Here is a 16,071-nt window from a genome sequence, read left to right as displayed (position 1 = left end):
TGAGCGTAGCGATTGATGAGCGAACAACCAGCGGCCAGCCGCATTCGGGTCGAGGCTTTGGCCGAAGGTTTTCAGGCGCGTGCCGAGCAGTGGGCGTCGCAGCTGGGCCTGCCTGTGCAACTGGAAGAGGCGGACTTTTCCCTGCAAGTGGGCGAGCACGGCCTGCAACTGCAGCAGCTCGGGCCCGATGCACCGGGGCCGGTGCGCGTGGATTTTGTCGAAGGTGGCGCGGCGCACCGGCGTCTATACGGCGGTGGCAGCGGGCAGATGATCGCCAAGGCGGTGGGCATTGCCCAAGGCGTGCGCCCACGCGTGCTGGACGCCACGGCGGGGCTGGGCAAGGACGCGTTCGTGCTGGCCAGTCTTGGCTGCGAGATGAGCCTGATCGAGCGCCAACCACTGATCGGCGCCTTGCTCGAAGACGGCCTGGCGCGTGGCGCGGACGACTTCGAAGTGGCGCCGATTGTGGCGCGCATGAAGTTGCTCAAGGGCAACTCCATCGACGTGATGCGCAATTGGGAAGGTGAGCCGCCGCAGGTGATCTACCTCGACCCGATGTTCCCTCATCGTGAGAAAACTGCGCTGGTGAAGAAGGAAATGCGCCTGTTCCGGCCACTGGTGGGCGATGACCCGGACGCACCGGCGTTGCTCGCCGCGGCCTTGGCCTTGGCCAGTCACCGCGTGGTGGTCAAGCGTCCACGCAAGGCGCCGTGCATTGAAGGGCCAAAGCCGAGCCATGCGCTGGATGGCAAGTCGAGCCGGTATGACATTTATCCGAAGAAAGCGCTCAAGCCTTAAATTTTCATTGGTTTGCCGGGCCTCTTCGCGAGCAAGCCCGCTCCCACATTTGGAATGCATTCCAAGGTGGGAGCGGGCTTGCTCGCGAAGGGGGCTTTCAAGGCGCTACAAGGCTCAGGGCCGATAAGCCCGCATAAACAACCCCACCACCTCCTGCACATGCGCCTCGGCGGCTTCTTCGCTCAGTTGCCCGCCGCAGCCATACAGCAAGCAGAAATTCGCCGTGCCCTTGAGCAGGCAAAAGAAGTGCTCGGCTGCCGTAAACGGTTTGTCGATGCTCAGCGCGCCGCTCTGGTGGATGCGGCTGAGCAGGCGCTCCATGCCCTGCAGCATGCGCATCGGCCCGGCTTCAAAGAAGATCTGTGAGAGTTTCACGTCCTGATTGCCGGTGGTCATCATCAGGCGATGCAGGTTCACCGACTCCTCGCTGTTGATCAGCCGATGAAAGCCCCGTGCGATGTTCAGCAGCACGGTTTCCACCGGCATGCCGGCGGGCAGCTCGAAATACATCACCGGCAACTGTTCTTCGCATGTGGCCACGACGGCGGCGGTGAACAGCGTCTCTTTGTCGGTGAAGTGGCTGTAGACGGTCAGTTTCGACACGCCGGCCTCCATTGCCACGGCATCCATGCTGGTGCTGGCGTAGCCATTGCTCAAAAACAGATTTTTCGCGGCTTCGAGGATTGCCTGGCGTTTTGCCATGTCCTTGGGACGCCCGGGGCTATTGGTGTTTACAGGATTGTCGGACATTTTCACCTTTAATACTGGACTGGTGAGTTTGGTATTAATAACATACCGGCCAGTATAATTATTCCTAGCTCCATTTGCGAAAGGTCCTACAGCATGCGCAGCACTTTCCTGCACCTTGCGTTGCCTGTCAGCCTGATCTTCCTGTTGGCCGCCTGCGGCCATGAAGAAGCGGCCCAAACCACCCTCCGTCCAGCCATGGTGGTGCAACCGCAGCCCTCGGCGCAGGCGATGGACAGCTTTCCAGGCGAGGTGCGTGCCCGTTATGAGCCGGACCTGGCCTTTCGCATTGGCGGCAAAGTCAGTAAGCGCCTGGTGGAGGAGGGCGAGCGGGTCAAGGCCAACCAACCGCTGGCCGAACTCGATCCGCAGGACGTACGCCTGCAACTGGAAGCCACCCGCGCCCAAGTGGCCGCCGCCGAAGCCAACCTGAGCCTGGTGCGCGCCGAGCGTGATCGCTACAAGACCCTGATGGACCGTCAGATGGTCAGCCGTTCTCAGTACGACAATTCCGAAAACCTCTACCGATCCGGTGAAGCACGCCTCAAGCAGATCAAGGCCGAGTTCGACGTGTCCAGCAACCAGGCCGGTTACGCCGTACTGCGCGCGCCCCAGGACGGTGTGGTCGCCAAGCGCGCGGTGGAAGTTGGCCAAGTGGTGTCGGCCGGCCAAACCGTCTTCACCCTGGCCACCGATGGCGAGCGCGAAGTGCTGATCAGCCTGCCGGAGCAAGGTTTCGGCCGGTTCAAGATCGGCCAGCCTGTGTCGGTTGAGTTGTGGAGTCAGCCCGACCAACGTTTTGCCGGGCGTATCCGTGAACTGTCGCCCGCTGCTGATCCAAAATCGCGCACCTTTGCCGCCCGGGTTGCCTTCACCGGCGGCAAAGTCCCGGCCGAACTGGGCCAGAGCGCCCGCGTATTCATACAGGCTGACGGCGTGATTGCGCTGGCGGTGCCGCTGTCAGCGCTGAGTGCAGAGAATGGCGCGTCCTACGTCTGGGTGGTGCAGCCAGACAACACGCTCAAGCGCACGCCGGTGCGGATCGGCGCCTTTGGTGAAAAAACCGTGCCGGTACTGGAAGGCCTGGCCCCCACCGATTGGGTGATTGCGGCCGGTGTGCATGTGCTCCATGAGGGCCAGCAGGTGCGCCCGGTGGATCGCTCCAACCGCGTGGTGAGTCTGGCGGCCAACAAGGAGTAGTCCCCGATGGGTTTCAATCTTTCCGAATGGGCGTTGCGTAATCGCCAGATCGTACTGTTCCTGATGATCCTGCTGGCGGTCGTCGGTACGCTGTCCTACACCAAGCTGGGGCAAAGCGAGGACCCACCGTTTACCTTCAAGGCCATGGTGATCAAGACCAACTGGCCCGGGGCCACGGCCCAGGAAGTCTCGCGCCAAGTCACCGAGCGTATCGAGAAAAAGCTCATGGAGACCGGCGACTACGAGCGCATTGTTTCCTTCTCGCGCCCCGGTGAATCCCAAGTCACTTTCATAGCGCGCGACGCGATGCACTCGGCGCAGATTCCGGACTTGTGGTACCAGGTGCGCAAAAAGATCAGCGACATTCGCCAGACCTTGCCGCCGGATATCCAGGGGCCGTTTTTCAACGATGAATTCGGCACCACCTTCGGCAATATCTACGCGTTGACCGGTGATGGCTTCGACTACGCGGTGCTCAAGGACTACGCCGACCGCATCCAGATTCAACTGCAACGTGTGCCGGATGTGGGCAAGGTCGAGCTGCTTGGCCTGCAGGACGAAAAAATCTGGATTGAATTATCCAACCTCAAGCTCGCCACCCTCGGCCTGCCATTGGCCGCCGTGCAGCAGGCGTTGCAGGAGCAGAACGCCGTCTCTACCGCCGGCTTCTTCGAAACCCCGACCGAGCGTGTGCAGTTGCGCGTGTCCGGCAACTTCAAGACGGTGGAGGAGATCCGTAATTTTCCGATTCGCGTCGGTGACCGCACCTTTCGCATTGGCGACGTGGCCGACATCCACCGTGGTTTCAACGACCCACCGGCACCGCGCATGCGCTACATGGGCGCGGACGCCATCGGGCTGGCCGTGGCCATGCGTGACGGCGGCGACATTCTGGTATTGGGCAAGGCCCTCGAAGGTGAATTCGCACGCCTGCAGAAGAACCTTCCGGCAGGCATGGAGCTGCGCAAGGTGTCGGACCAACCGGCCGCGGTGAAAACCAGCGTCGGCGAATTCGTCCAGGTACTCGCCGAAGCACTGGCGATCGTGTTGTTGGTGAGCTTCTTTTCCCTCGGTGTGCGCACCGGCATGGTGGTGGCCCTGGCGATTCCGCTGGTGTTGGCGATGACCTTCGCCACCATGTATTACCTGGGCATCGGCTTGCACAAGATCTCCCTCGGCGCATTGGTCCTGGCCCTGGGCCTGCTGGTCGACGACGCGATCATCGCCGTGGAAATGATGGCGATCAAAATGGAGCAAGGCTACGACCGGCTCAAGGCCGCCAGCTTTGCCTGGACCAGCACTGCGTTCCCGATGCTCACCGGTACGTTGATCACCGCTGCAGGGTTTCTGCCGATAGCCACTGCGCAATCGAGCACCGGTGAATACACCCGCTCGATTTTCCAGGTCGTGACCATCGCGCTGCTGGCCTCATGGGTGGCCGCCGTGGTGTTTGTGCCGTACCTGGGGGAAAAACTCCTGCCGGACCTGGCGAAAATTCATGCCGCCAAGCACGGCACCGATGGGCCAGATCCCTACGGCACGCCGTTCTATCAGCGTGTGCGACGTTTGGTTGAATGGTGTGTGCGTCGGCGCAAAACCGTGATCGTGCTGACATTGCTATTGTTTATCGGCTCGGTCGCGCTGTTCCGCTTTGTGCCGCAACAGTTCTTCCCGGCTTCCGGTCGCCTGGAGTTGATGGTCGATCTCAAGCTGGCTGAAGGGGCGTCCCTGAGCAACACCGCCGAGCAGGTCAAACGCCTGGAAGCGCTGCTCAAGGAACACGCCGGCATCGACAACTATGTGGCCTATGTCGGCACCGGTTCGCCGCGCTTCTACCTGCCGCTGGACCAGCAATTGCCGGCCGCGAGCTTCGCGCAATTTGTGGTGCTGGCCAAGACCATCGAAGAGCGTGAAAGCCTGCGCACCTGGCTGATCGAAACCCTTGACGAGCAATTCCCCGAACTGCGTTCGCGGGTCACGCGCCTGGAGAACGGTCCACCGGTGGGTTACCCAGTGCAGTTTCGCGTGACCGGCGAACACATCGAAGAGGTCCGTGCCCTGGCCCGCAAAGTGGCGGCCAAGGTTCGTGAAAATACCCATGTGGTCAACGTGCACCTGGACTGGGAAGAGCCGAGCAAAATCGTCTACCTCAATATTGATCAGGACCGCGCCCGCGCCCTGGGTGTAAGCACCGCCAACGTGTCGAAGTTCCTGCAGAGTTCGCTGACTGGTGCAAGCGTCAGCCAGTACCGCGAGGACAACGAGTTGATCGAAATCCTCCTGCGCGGCACCGTGCACGAGCGCACCGAGTTGTCGTTGTTGCCAAGCCTGGCCGTGCCGACCGACAACGGCAAAAGCGTGGCGCTGTCGCAGATTGCCACCCTTGAGTACGGCTTCGAAGAGGGCATTATCTGGCACCGCAACCGCCTGCCGACGGTGACTGTGCGCGCCGACATCTATGGCAAGGAACAACCGGCGACCCTGGTCCAGCAGATCCTGCCGACCCTTGAAGGCGTGCGCGCCGAACTGCCGGAAGGTTACTTGCTGGAGGTCGGCGGCACCGTTGAAGACTCTGCGCGTGGCCAGAATTCGGTCAAAGCCGGCGTGCCGCTGTTTATCGTAGTTGTCCTGACCTTGCTGATGCTGCAACTGCGCAGCTTCTCACGCACTGCGATGGTGTTTCTGACGGCTCCGCTGGGCCTTATCGGCGTGACTTTGTTTCTGCTGGTGTTCCGTCAGCCCTTCGGGTTTGTCGCCATGCTCGGGACTATCGCCTTGTCGGGCATGATCATGCGCAACTCGGTGATCCTGGTCGATCAGATCGAGCAAGACATCAAGGCCGGCCTGACACCCTGGCAAGCGATCATTGAAGCGACCGTGCGACGCTTCCGCCCGATTGTGCTGACGGCGCTCGCGGCGGTGTTGGCCATGATTCCACTGTCACGCAGCGTGTTCTTCGGGCCGATGGCCGTGGCGATCATGGGCGGGTTGATTGTGGCGACGGCGTTGACCCTGTTGTTCCTGCCGGCCCTGTATGCTGCGTGGTTCCGAGTGAGGAAGGACGTCGCGTAATCATGCTGGCCACTGTTTCAGCCTTACTGTTGTTGCTGCTTGCCCCTGGCCCGACCAACACCCTGTTGTTTCGTGCCGGGGTGTTGTTCGGCTATCGGGCGTCGTGGACGCTGGCGCTGGTCGAGTGCCTGGCGTACCTGTTGCAGGTCTCGGTGTGGGGCGTGGCGTGGCTGTATCTGGCGGCGCATTCGCCGTGGGCGTTGAAAACCACGCAACTGGCGGCGGGTTGCTACCTGCTGTATGTCTCGTTCAAGTTGTGGCAACGCAAACACAGCGCCATCGACTCGACCCGTGACCGCTTCTCTGGCGTGTATTTTTTCTGGCTCACTGTGATGAATCCCAAGGGCCTGTTGATCGTTTCGTTCATCGCCCCGCTCAGCGCATTTGCATCCTTGCAGGGCTATGCCGGGTTCATGGCCACGCTGGCGTTGGTGGTGGTGCCGGTGGGGTCTGCCTGGATCGTGCTGGGCAGCCGCTTTGAAGGGATTCAGAAGACGTGGCTCACGCCCCTGAAGATCAACCGCGCGGCATCCGTGGCGATTTGTTGTTTTGCCACGCTCATGCTTGGGCGGTTGGCGCAGGCGGTTATCCAGGGCTGAAACAACAGCGCCAAGGCCCGTGAACAGCGGCCTTGGCGCAGTGATTGAAGGTTTACTGCCAGCGTTTACAGGGCGCCGAACACCTTCTTCGCCAGGCTGGTGGCAGCCGCGGCCGGGTTCTTGCGAATGGTTTCTTCCTGCTGCGCGATCATCTTGAACAGACCGTCCAGCGCCTGTTCGGTCACGTAGCTTTCGACGTTGGCACTTTTGGCATCAACCGCGCCAAACGCTGCGGCCTTGCCGGCCAGGGCGTTGTATTGCTGGGCGACGCCGACCTTGTCGGTGGCGGCCTTGACGATCGGCAGGAACTTGGCACGAATCTCTTCGCGGCTGCTTTTGTTCAGGTATTGAGTGGCCGAGTCCTGGCCGCCGGTGAGGATGCCCTTGGCGTCGGTCACGCTCATGTTCTTCACCGCATTGACCAGAATCGGCTGAGCCTGGGTCACGGCGGTTTCTGCCGCTTTGTTCATGCTGGTTTCGAGCTGCGTGACCTGATCACCCATGCCGAACATTTTCAGCTTGTCGGCGACTTTGCCGAGTTTGCCGGGCAGGCCGATTTTCACTTGCGGGTTGTTGCTGAAGCCACCGGGCGCGCCCAGTTGTTTCACGGCGATTTGTGCGCCTTGGGTCAGTGCATCCTTGAGGCCGCCGCTGGCGTCGCCCTGGGACAGGCTGCCAAGTGACACCGCCATGGCGTTGGCGCCAAGCAGCAGGCCGGCGCACAGGGCAGTGAGGCGAAGAGAATTACGGAGCATGGGCGCTTCCTTTTTCAAGCTGGGAATAATCAGTGTGAGACCGCATCAACCCGCAGACGCATTGGTTGTGGGTCTTGGCCGTTGAGTTGCACGGCGTGCTGCTCGGTGGTGATAAACAGTAGCTTGCCATCGAGCTCGATGCGAGCGCTGACCGAGTACGTGTGGCCTGGTTTGATCTGGGCCGGGTCGTAGCTCAGGTGAAATGGCAGCGGCACCTGGCCTTTGACCGGTCCTTTCTGTTCGGCAAGGGTCATGGCCGGAGCGTCCATCAAGGACACGTCCTGCAGGCTGACGCTCAAGGTGGCGGCGGGCGGCAGCGCAATGCGTTGCAGGTAGAACACTTCGCCGTCGAGGCTGGCCTTCGGGGTCATGGATTGGCAGGCTCCGAGCAGGGCGGTCAGGCCCAGGAGGATGATCTTTTTCATGGTACAGCTCCTTTTCAACGGCGCCGGAAACCGCCCGGCGCCTCGTTCAATCTAGCGGCGTTCTTCAGCGTTTACCGGCTCGGTTTCGGTCGGCGTTTCGGCTGCGCCATCGACGCGGTGCAACGCCACCTGGCGAATCGACAAACGAATGTCGGCGGGCAGCACGCGTTTGGCTGCACCTTCGGCCAACTCACCGAGCAGGTCGTGATAACTCAACTTGCCGGCTTCATCGCGACGCAGCACATCTTGCTCCAGCAACGTCTGGATAAAATGTCGGAAAAGGCTCTTGTCGAAGAACTCCGGGGCATTGAGGCCATGCAGGATCGACAGGCGCTGAGCCATGATCGTGCACAGGTCTTCCAGCTCTTCGGCGCTGATGGTGTTCTGGCCGCTGTTGAGCAGCAGCGAGATCGCCATGTAAAAGCGTTGCAGGGTCTGGGCGATGCTCTTGGACAGCAGCGTCAGCAGCACAAAATGCCGCGAACTCGGTGCCGGGCGCAGGTACACCTCATTCTCGAAGCGCAGCAGGCCTTGTTCGACGAACGCCTCCAGCCAGTGGTCGACCACCGCGTCCAGCTCATCCAGCGACCAGCGGATAAACAGCTCCGATTGCAGGTACGGGTACAGCGCACGGGTGTAGCGCAGGATTTGTTCGCGGCTCATGCGCGAGCTGCTCTGGAAGAAACTCGCCAGCAACGCCGGCAGGGCGAAGATGTGCAGCACGTTGTTGCGGTAGTAGGTCATCAGGACGGCATGTTGCTCGTCCAGGTACAAAATCTTACCCAGGGCGTCGCTCTGCTCCGACAGCAGGTGCATGTCCTTGACGTGCTTGATCAGCGCCAGGCCATCGCCTTCCGGCAAGGTGGTGTGCGGTGAGTAGGGCACGCGGCGCAGCAGCGCCAGGTACAGGTCCAATTGGCGCGCCATGGCCTGTTCATCCAGCGCCAGGCGCGTGGTGGAAAGCAACGCCAGGGCCACCAGGTTCACCGGGTTGACCGCGGCGGCTTCGTTCAAGTGGCGCGCCACCAGCTCGCCAAGGCGGTTGGTGGTCTCGTTGAGCCACGCCGGTTTGTAGTTCGGGCCCAGCTCCTGGGCGCGCCAGTCGGGTTGCTCGGCGTCGAGGAACTCGGCCAGTTTGATCGGCTCGCCAAAGTTGACCGCGACCTGGCCAAAGCGCTGCTTGAGCGCGCCAACCACTTTGAAAATATCGAAGATCGACTCTTTTTTCTTGCTCGCGCCGCGCAGCTCGCCGAGGTAGGTGCGGCCTTCCAGCACGCGCTCATAGCCGATGTACACCGGCACGAAGACGATCGGCATGCGTGAGGAGCGCAAAAAGCTGCGCAGGGTAATCGCCAGCATCCCGGTCTTGGGTTGCAGCATGCGCCCGGTGCGCGAGCGTCCGCCTTCGACGAAGTACTCCACCGGAAAGCCCTTGGTGAACAAGGTGTGCAGGTATTCGTTGAACACCGAGGTGTACAGCGGGTTGCCCTTGAAGGTGCGGCGCATGAAAAACGCACCGCCCCGGCGCAGCAGGCTGCCGATCACCGGCATGTTCAGGTTGATACCGGCGGCGATGTGCGGCGGGGTCAGGCCGTTTTTGAACAGCAGGTAGGACAGCAGCAAGTAGTCGATATGGCTGCGGTGACACGGTACGTAGATCACCTCGTAACCCTGGGCAACCTTTTGCACGCCTTCGATGTTATTGACCTTGATGCCGTCGTAGATCTTGTTCCAGAACCAGCTGAGCACCACTTCCAGGAAGCGAATCGCGGTGTAGGTGTAGTCCGAAGCGATCTCGTTGCCGTAGCGCAAAGCCTGGGCCTTGGCTTTTTCCGGGGAGATTTTCTCGCGTTCGGCCTCTTCGCTGATGGCTTGGCGCACCAACGGCATGTTCACCAGGCCTTTGACCAGGTTGCGCCGGTGCGACAGGTCGGGGCCGATCACGGCGGTCTTCAGGTTGCGAAAGTGCACCCGCAGGATGCGCTGGGCCATGCGCACGGTGCGTTCGTGACCTTTATTGTGCTCGATCAATTCACGCAGGTTGATAGGCGCGGAGAATTGCACGCGGGTCTTGCGACCCAGGATCAGGATGCTCAGCAAACGGCGCAGGCGCCCGGTGACGGCCCAGCTGTCGGCAAACAGCAGTTTCCACGGGCTGGACTCGCTCTCGGGCGACTGGCCCCAGAACACGCTGACCGGAATGATTTGTGCATTCTCTTCGGCGTGTTCGGTCAGGGTGTTGACCAGCCGGGTCAGGGTCGGCGGCGCGCCGCGCTTGTCCTGACGGCCGAGCCAATCCGGCTCGGGCGTGAGGTAGAAGAACGCGGCGGGTTCGATCTGCGGGCCTACCGAGACCGGCAGCACCGGGCGCGGCAAGCCGGCCTTGGTGCACTCGGTATCGACCACGGCCAGTTCGGTGAGGGAGGGCGATTGCAGGACGTAAAACACCGGCCGGCTGCGGTCGAGGTTAAGGGTTAGGGACGACTGGTTGATCGTCTCCGAGCGAACCCAGAGGTACAACAGTCGGCGCAAGGTGCCAAACACCAGACGGCGGAACGGAGAGCGGGTCATAGGCGTGCTGCTTCAAGTGGAAAAAACCGAGCAGGCGCTCGGGCGGGTAGTGTGCCGTATTCGCCGAAAATCGGCAAAAAAGCAGCGATGTAAACTTGAGTTGATCGTTTTTGAGCCTGTCTTATACTCGGCAGTTCAATGCGACTGACTCAACAATAAAAAGCATGTGGGAGCAAAACAGATGGCAACGCGCGAAACCGGCAATGTGAAGTGGTTCAACGATGCAAAGGGCTATGGCTTTATTCAACGCGAGGACGGCAAGGATGTGTTTGTGCACTACCGCGCCATTCGCGGTGATGGTCACCGCTCACTGGCCGAGGGCCAGCAGGTGGAATACGCCGTGGTGACCGGCGAGAAGGGGTTGCAGGCGGAGGATGTGGTGGGGTTGTAACCTGATTTTGCTACACAGCTGAACCCCTGTGGGAGCGGGCTTGCTCGCGAAGGCGGTGTGTCAGTCACAATAAAGGCGACTGACCCACTGCTTTCGCGAGCAAGCCCGCTCCCACATTTTGATTGGGTTCACACTTCAGGTTCAGGCCGTTTTCCAGGTGATCTGTTCTTCACCGTCCACGCTGATGCGAATCCAGGTGTCGGCGCTTTCCTCACCTTCTTCCTCCACCCAGGTACCCGGCGCACAGCGCACTTCAACGTTGAGTGCGGCAAAGGCTGCGCGGGCGCAGGCGATGTCGTCATCCCACGGGGTCTGGTCGCTTTCCAGGTACAGGCTGTTCCATTTGCCTACGGCCTTGGGCAGCCAGGTGACGGGCACATTGCCGGCCTTGCACTTGTAGGTCTGGCCCTTCTGGACCCAGTCGGTGCACGGGCCCAGCGCGGCGCCCAGCCAGGCGGCGATGGCTTTGTGGTCGACGTCGGCGTCCTTCAGGTAAATCTCGATATCAGGTTGGCGCATGGATGTTCCTCGTTGCGGGATTCGAAAATCCATTCGCGGATGCTTAAAAGTCGGTTATTGAAGCACGAAATAATCGTAGCGCATCGACACCGTGACCTGCAGCGGCTCGGCGGCCTCGATCACCTCGGCGCGGCGTTCGGCACTCGCGCGCCAGCCGTGCGGCGTCATCGCCAGCAGGTTGGCGCGGTCGTTGGGCTCGGCCAGGCTCAAGGTGAATTCCAGGGTTTCGCTGTGTGCCAGGCTCATGCCATCCGGCACCAGGGCCAGATGTTTGTCGTCGGTGTACTCGCGCACTTCGTCGTACAGGCGTTCGCGCAGTTCCATCAGGTGGCCGGCCGTCGGGCCGACTTTCATCAGACCGCCGCCAGGGCTGAGCAGACGCTTGGCCTCTTGCCAATCCAATGGGCTGAAAACGCTGGCGAGAAATTGGCAACTGCCCGAGGCCAGCGGTACGCGCGCCATGCTGGCAATCAACCAGGTCAGCGCCGGGTTGCGCTTGCACGCACGCTTGACGGCTTCCTTGGAGATGTCCAACGCATAGCCGTCGGCGTGGGGCAGGGCCTCGGCGATTTGCGCGGTGTAGTAACCCTCGCCACAACCGATGTCCACCCAACGCTGCGGTGCGCGGTCAGCGGCCAGTTCAGCCAGGCGCTTGGCCACCGGCGCGTAATGCCCGGCGTTAAGGAAGTCGCGGCGTGCCTCGACCATCGCGAGGTTATCGCCCGGGTCGCGGCTGTTTTTGTGCTGCACCGGCAACAGGTTCAGGTAACCCTGGCGCGCGCGGTCGAAACGGTGCCCGACCGGGCACGCCACGCCATTGTCCACCGCGTGGAGCGGTGCGCTGCAAATGGGGCAAGCGAGCATCAGGCGAGCAACTTGATCAGGGTCTGGTAATAGATTTCGGTCAGCACATCGAGGTCGCTGGCCAGAATGCGCTCGTTGACCTGATGGATTGTCGCGTTGACCGGGCCCAGTTCCACGACCTGAGTGCCGAGGGTGGCAATGAAGCGCCCATCGGAGGTGCCGCCGCTGGTGGAGGCTTTGGTTTCGCGCCCGGTGATCGCCTTGATGCTGGCCGACACCGCATCCAACAACGCGCCGGGTTCGGTGAGGAACGGCAGGCCCGACAGCGCCCATTCCACGTGCCAGTCCAGGCCATGTTTGTCGAGAATTGCCGCAACGCGCTGTTGCAGGCCTTCGACGGTGGACTCGGTGGAGAAACGGAAGTTGAACACCGCCGTCAGGTCACCGGGGATCACGTTGGTGGCGCCGGTGCCGGAATTGAGGTTGGAAATCTGGAAGCTGGTCGGCGGGAAGAAGGTGTTGCCGTCGTCCCAGTGCTCGGCGGCCAATTCGGCCAAGGCCGGGGCGGCGAGGTGGATCGGGTTCTTCGCCAGGTGCGGGTACGCCACGTGGCCTTGCACGCCGCGCACGGTCAGGGTGGCGCCGAGGGAGCCACGACGGCCGTTCTTGACCACATCGCCCACCAGCGTAGTGCTCGACGGTTCGCCGACGATGCACCAGTCCAGGCGTTCCTTGCGGGCTGCCAGGCGTTCGATCACGGCTTTGGTGCCGTGGTGCGCCGGGCCTTCTTCATCGCTGGTGATCAGGAAGGCGACCGAGCCTTTGTGGTCCGGGTAGTCGCTGACGAAACGCTCGGAGGCCACCAGCATGGCGGCCAGGCTGCCTTTCATGTCTGCCGCGCCACGGCCGCAGAGCATGCCGTTTTCGTCGATCAGCGCGTCGAACGGGTCGTTCTGCCAGGCGCCCACCGGGCCGGTCGGTACCACGTCGGTGTGGCCGGCAAAGCACAGCACCGGGCCGTCGTGCTTGCCGTGGGTGGCCCAGAAGTTGTCCACATCTTCGATACGCATCGGCTCCAGCGCAAAGCCGGCGTCGCCCAGGCGCTGCATCATCAGCTTCTGGCAATCGGCGTCGATCGGCGTCACCGAGGGGCGACGGATCAGGTCGATAGCGAGTTGAAGGGTCGGCGAAAGGTCGGCATGGGCCGTCATGGGGGAACTCCGGAAGCGTGTTATGGGCGCAGGACGAATGTGGAATACACAACCTGAATGGGCGCAGATTCAATGTGGGAGCTGGCTTGCCCGCGATGCAGACGCCGCGATCTGGCAGGTACGCCGCGGCGGTGCCATCGCAGGCAAGCCAGCTCCCACAGAAAGCAGGGCTAGGCCAAGTCTCACAAAACGGCCGTTATCTTATAGCAAAACGGCGGCCAAGGGCCGCCGTTTAGTGCATTGCGCAAGTTTTTACTCAGCCGTTACCGGCTCAACCTTCGGCGCAGGTTTTGGCAGCGACGAGAGGAACGCCATGATCAACGCCGCCACGTACGGCAGCGATTGCACCAGCAGCATCACCACCCAGAAGCGCATGTCATTGCTCGGCAGGCCCTGCACCAGGTAGATCCCCAGCGCCGCGCCCCACAACAGCAGCATGATGAACATTTCTTCGCGGGCTTCCGAGATCGCTACCCAGAAGCCGTGGTTATCCGCGTTTTTCGGGGTCCGAAAGAACGGAATACTGGTGGTGAAGAAGCCGTACAACACCGCCTTGGCGATGGTGTGCGACAACGCCAGGCCGGCCAGCGCCGCGCAGAACGCATCTTTCAAGTTCACACCCACCGCACGGCGGTAGAGGAAAATGATCTTGCCCACTTTGAACACGAACAGCGCCAACGGCGGAATCGCGAAAATCAGCAGCGGCGGATCAACCCGCGTTGGCACGATGATCATCGCCGCCGACCACAACAGGGCGCCGACGGTGAAGAAGATGTTCATGCCGTCCGCCACCCACGGCAACCAGCCTGCGAGGAAGTGGTAGCGCTGGCCACGGGTCAGCTCAGTGCCCTTGCCGCGCAGCAGGCTGGCGGTGTGGCGCTTGATGATCTGAATCGCGCCGTAGGCCCAGCGGAAACGCTGCTTCTTGAAGTCGATAAAGGTATCGGGCATCAAGCCTTTGCCGTAGCTGTCGTGGTAATACGCCGCCGACAGGCCTTTCTCGAATACGCGCAGGCCCAGTTCGGCGTCTTCGCAGATACACCAGTCAGCCCAGCCAAGTTCTTCGAGCACCGATCGACGGGTCATGGTCATGGTGCCGTGCTGGATGATCGCGTCGCGGTCGTTACGGGTGACCATGCCGATATGGAAGAAGCCTTTGTATTCCGCGTAGCAGAGCTTCTTGAAGGTGCTTTCGTTCTGGTCGCGGTAATCCTGCGGCGACTGCACCACGGCGATTTTCGGGTCGGCGAAGTGCGGCACCATGTGCTTGAGCCAGTTGGGCGACACGCAGTAGTCCGAGTCGATCACCGCGATCACTTCGGCGTCCTTGGCGGTGTGCGGGATCAGGTAGTTCAGCGCGCCGCCCTTGAAACCGGCCAGGGGCGAGACGTGGAAGAACTTGAAGCGCGGCCCGAGGGTTTCGCAGTAGTCGCGCACCGGTTCCCATACCGCCGGGTCCTTGGTGTTGTTGTCGATGATCAGGACTTCATAGTCCGGGTAATCGAGGGCGGCGAGGGCGTCGAGGGTCTGTTTGACCATCTCCGGCGGCTCGTTGTAGCACGGCACATGGATCGACACTTTCGGGCGGTAGTCCGAATCGCCTTCCACCGGCAGGAATTCACGCCGGCGCTTGTGGGTCCACACCGCTTCCGCCAGTTCGTGGGCTTCGGTCAGCAACACGATAAACACGCCGAGGGCGCCCAGTGCCAACAAGATCCCCACGGTCACGCTGAACCAGGTGCTGTATTGCTGGCTATAGTCGTAGCCGATCCACACCAGCACCGAACCGCACAGGAACGCGATAAAGGTCAGGAACGTACGGCCACGCTGGCGCAGGGCCGAGCCGTCGATCATCAGCAAGGTCAGCGACAGCAGCGCAAGCACCACCGAGCCGATGGCCAGCACGCGCCATTGCGGGATCGCGACCACCGGGCCTTCAAAGTTGAATTTCTGCTGGCGCGCGGCGTTGTACACGCCCCAATAGGCGCCGGCCGAGCCTTCGTCACTGACTTTCCACGGCTGGTCGAACGCCTCGATCACGAAGTAGTTGTAGCCCTGGCGGTTGAGCTTATTGACCAGCGTACGCAGGTAAATCGCCTGGTCGGCGGGCGAGGTTTCATTGCCCCCGCGCATACGGCCGTTACTCGGCCAGCCAACCTCCGACAGCAGCAGCGGCTTTTTCGGGAACAGTTTCTTCAGATCCCGGGCGCGGTCGAGTACGTATTGGCCGGCCTTGTCCATCGGAATAAATTCCCAGAACGGCAGGATGTGCGCGGCGATCAGGTCGACGTGCTTGGCCAGTTGCGGGTTCTTTTCCCAAATGTGCCATTGCTCGGACGTCGTCACCGGCACTTTCACGGCGGCGCGCACGCGGTCGAGCAGCGCAATCAGCGCCTCTGGGGTGATTTCTTCACGGAACAACGCTTCGTTACCGACCACCACGCGCACGACGCTGCGTGAGCTGTTGGCCAGTTCGATGGCCCGCTGGATCTCGCGTTCGTTACGCGCAAGGTCCGGGCTGATCCAGATGCCCAGCGTCACACGCAGGCCGAACTCTTCCGCCAGCTTGGGGATGTCGCCCAGGGTGCCGTCGACCGAGTAGGTACGGATGTTGTCCGTCAGCTTGCTCATGATCTCGAGGTCACGACGCATTTCTTCGTCGCTTGGGTACTGGTCTTTCTGCGGGAACTGGCCTTGCTGGAACGGCGAGTAGGAGAACCCGGAGATCTGTTCAGGCCAGTTGGGTGTGGTGACCGGGCGGTTGATCAGCGCCCAGAAACCGGTGAACAGCGCGGCAATTGCCAGCACCACCACCAGGTTGAGTCCAAATTTACGCGATGACATGGCTATTTCGGGTTCCAAAGGGTGTGGAACGAAAAGAGGTGTCGGCTTACGCCGAACGGCGCGCATCCTACACTGGCCTTTCCCCGAGCGTACAGCAGACAGAGAAAAGCCGGACGTTAGTCCGCGAATGTTCAC

General features: G+C 61.6%; 13 protein-coding genes. 5 read left to right on the top strand and 8 right to left on the bottom strand.

The window, feature by feature from the left end:
- Positions 1-15: 15 nt before the first annotated feature.
- The gene (locus ACP7B3_RS26480) at positions 16-798 is read left to right on the top strand and encodes a class I SAM-dependent methyltransferase (protein WP_145161817.1); all 783 of its coding nucleotides are present in this window, start codon (positions 16-18) and stop codon (positions 796-798) included.
- Between the two features lie 114 nt (positions 799-912).
- Here ACP7B3_RS26480 and ACP7B3_RS26475 read toward each other — a convergent pair whose 3' ends face one another.
- Positions 913-1,548: a TetR/AcrR family transcriptional regulator gene (locus ACP7B3_RS26475; RefSeq protein WP_426182014.1), complete on the bottom strand. Its 636-nt coding sequence runs from the start codon at positions 1,546-1,548 to the stop codon at positions 913-915.
- Between the two features lie 93 nt (positions 1,549-1,641).
- On the opposite strand from ACP7B3_RS26475, the gene ACP7B3_RS26470 reads away from it, so the two are divergent.
- The 3 genes from ACP7B3_RS26470 to ACP7B3_RS26460 are packed head-to-tail and all read left to right on the top strand — an operon-like array spanning position 1,642 to position 6,416.
- On the top strand, positions 1,642-2,745 hold the full coding sequence (locus ACP7B3_RS26470) for an efflux RND transporter periplasmic adaptor subunit (protein ID WP_426182011.1): 1,104 nt from the start codon (positions 1,642-1,644) through the stop codon (positions 2,743-2,745).
- Positions 2,746-2,751: 6 nt separating this feature from the next.
- Entirely contained in the window at positions 2,752-5,817 is a 3,066-nt protein-coding gene (locus ACP7B3_RS26465) for an efflux RND transporter permease subunit (protein ID WP_242194315.1), read from the top strand.
- A gap of 2 nt (positions 5,818-5,819) precedes the next feature.
- The gene (locus tag ACP7B3_RS26460) at positions 5,820-6,416 is read left to right on the top strand and encodes a LysE family translocator (protein ID WP_145161828.1); all 597 of its coding nucleotides are present in this window, start codon (positions 5,820-5,822) and stop codon (positions 6,414-6,416) included.
- A 65-nt stretch (positions 6,417-6,481) separates the two neighbouring features.
- Here ACP7B3_RS26460 and ACP7B3_RS26455 read toward each other — a convergent pair whose 3' ends face one another.
- The 3 genes from ACP7B3_RS26455 to plsB are packed head-to-tail and all read right to left on the bottom strand — an operon-like array spanning position 6,482 to position 10,167.
- Positions 6,482-7,171, bottom strand: coding sequence for a DUF4197 domain-containing protein (locus ACP7B3_RS26455; RefSeq protein WP_119738730.1), 690 nt, complete (start codon positions 7,169-7,171; stop codon positions 6,482-6,484).
- Positions 7,172-7,200: 29 nt separating this feature from the next.
- Positions 7,201-7,596: a YbaY family lipoprotein gene (locus tag ACP7B3_RS26450; RefSeq protein WP_426182006.1), complete on the bottom strand. Its 396-nt coding sequence runs from the start codon at positions 7,594-7,596 to the stop codon at positions 7,201-7,203.
- 51 nt (positions 7,597-7,647) lie between these two features.
- Positions 7,648-10,167 (bottom strand): glycerol-3-phosphate 1-O-acyltransferase PlsB, encoded by a 2,520-nt coding sequence (plsB, locus tag ACP7B3_RS26445; protein WP_242194307.1) that lies wholly within the window; start codon positions 10,165-10,167, stop codon positions 7,648-7,650.
- A gap of 181 nt (positions 10,168-10,348) precedes the next feature.
- On the opposite strand from plsB, the gene ACP7B3_RS26440 reads away from it, so the two are divergent.
- Positions 10,349-10,558: a cold-shock protein gene (locus tag ACP7B3_RS26440; RefSeq protein WP_032891681.1), complete on the top strand. Its 210-nt coding sequence runs from the start codon at positions 10,349-10,351 to the stop codon at positions 10,556-10,558.
- A 141-nt stretch (positions 10,559-10,699) separates the two neighbouring features.
- On the opposite strand, the gene ACP7B3_RS26435 is transcribed toward ACP7B3_RS26440, so the two are convergent.
- From ACP7B3_RS26435 to ACP7B3_RS26420, 4 genes are all read right to left on the bottom strand, one after another.
- Positions 10,700-11,077 carry a hypothetical protein gene (locus ACP7B3_RS26435; RefSeq protein ID WP_058425300.1) on the bottom strand — a complete coding sequence of 126 codons (378 nt, stop codon included), beginning with the start codon at positions 11,075-11,077 and terminating at the stop codon, positions 10,700-10,702.
- A 54-nt stretch (positions 11,078-11,131) separates the two neighbouring features.
- Positions 11,132-11,941, bottom strand: coding sequence for a putative RNA methyltransferase (locus ACP7B3_RS26430; protein ID WP_369300819.1), 810 nt, complete (start codon positions 11,939-11,941; stop codon positions 11,132-11,134).
- Positions 11,941-13,092 (bottom strand): succinyl-diaminopimelate desuccinylase, encoded by a 1,152-nt coding sequence (gene dapE / locus ACP7B3_RS26425; protein ID WP_145161842.1) that lies wholly within the window; start codon positions 13,090-13,092, stop codon positions 11,941-11,943. The genes ACP7B3_RS26430 and dapE overlap by 1 nt, the downstream gene beginning before the upstream one ends.
- A 252-nt stretch (positions 13,093-13,344) precedes the next feature.
- Entirely contained in the window at positions 13,345-15,936 is a 2,592-nt protein-coding gene (locus ACP7B3_RS26420) for a glycosyltransferase (RefSeq protein ID WP_145161845.1), read from the bottom strand.
- Between the last annotated feature and the right edge of the window lie 135 nt (positions 15,937-16,071).

It is taken from the genome of Pseudomonas sp. TWRC1-2, from assembly GCF_049896685.1.
Taxonomy (GTDB): domain Bacteria; phylum Pseudomonadota; class Gammaproteobacteria; order Pseudomonadales; family Pseudomonadaceae; genus Aquipseudomonas.
This window is presented reverse-complemented; position numbering and strand designations above follow the sequence as displayed.

Bases quoted from the DNA above. Each gene is read 5' to 3' on its own strand.
- ACP7B3_RS26475 (WP_426182014.1), bottom strand. From the start codon at position 1,548: ATGTCCGACAATCCTGTAAACACCAATAGCCCCGGGCGTCCCAAGGAC.
- ACP7B3_RS26430 (WP_369300819.1), bottom strand. From the start codon at position 11,941: ATGCTCGCTTGCCCCATTTGCAGCGCACCGCTCCACGCGGTGGACAAT.
- ACP7B3_RS26460 (WP_145161828.1), top strand. From the start codon at position 5,820: ATGCTGGCCACTGTTTCAGCCTTACTGTTGTTGCTGCTTGCCCCTGGC.
- ACP7B3_RS26450 (WP_426182006.1), bottom strand. From the start codon at position 7,596: ATGAAAAAGATCATCCTCCTGGGCCTGACCGCCCTGCTCGGAGCCTGC.
- ACP7B3_RS26435 (WP_058425300.1), bottom strand. From the start codon at position 11,077: ATGCGCCAACCTGATATCGAGATTTACCTGAAGGACGCCGACGTCGAC.
- ACP7B3_RS26480 (WP_145161817.1), top strand. From the start codon at position 16: ATGAGCGAACAACCAGCGGCCAGCCGCATTCGGGTCGAGGCTTTGGCC.
- ACP7B3_RS26455 (WP_119738730.1), bottom strand. From the start codon at position 7,171: ATGCTCCGTAATTCTCTTCGCCTCACTGCCCTGTGCGCCGGCCTGCTG.
- dapE (WP_145161842.1), bottom strand. From the start codon at position 13,092: ATGACGGCCCATGCCGACCTTTCGCCGACCCTTCAACTCGCTATCGAC.
- ACP7B3_RS26465 (WP_242194315.1), top strand. From the start codon at position 2,752: ATGGGTTTCAATCTTTCCGAATGGGCGTTGCGTAATCGCCAGATCGTA.
- ACP7B3_RS26440 (WP_032891681.1), top strand. From the start codon at position 10,349: ATGGCAACGCGCGAAACCGGCAATGTGAAGTGGTTCAACGATGCAAAG.
- ACP7B3_RS26470 (WP_426182011.1), top strand. From the start codon at position 1,642: ATGCGCAGCACTTTCCTGCACCTTGCGTTGCCTGTCAGCCTGATCTTC.
- ACP7B3_RS26420 (WP_145161845.1), bottom strand. From the start codon at position 15,936: ATGTCATCGCGTAAATTTGGACTCAACCTGGTGGTGGTGCTGGCAATT.
- plsB (WP_242194307.1), bottom strand. From the start codon at position 10,167: ATGACCCGCTCTCCGTTCCGCCGTCTGGTGTTTGGCACCTTGCGCCGA.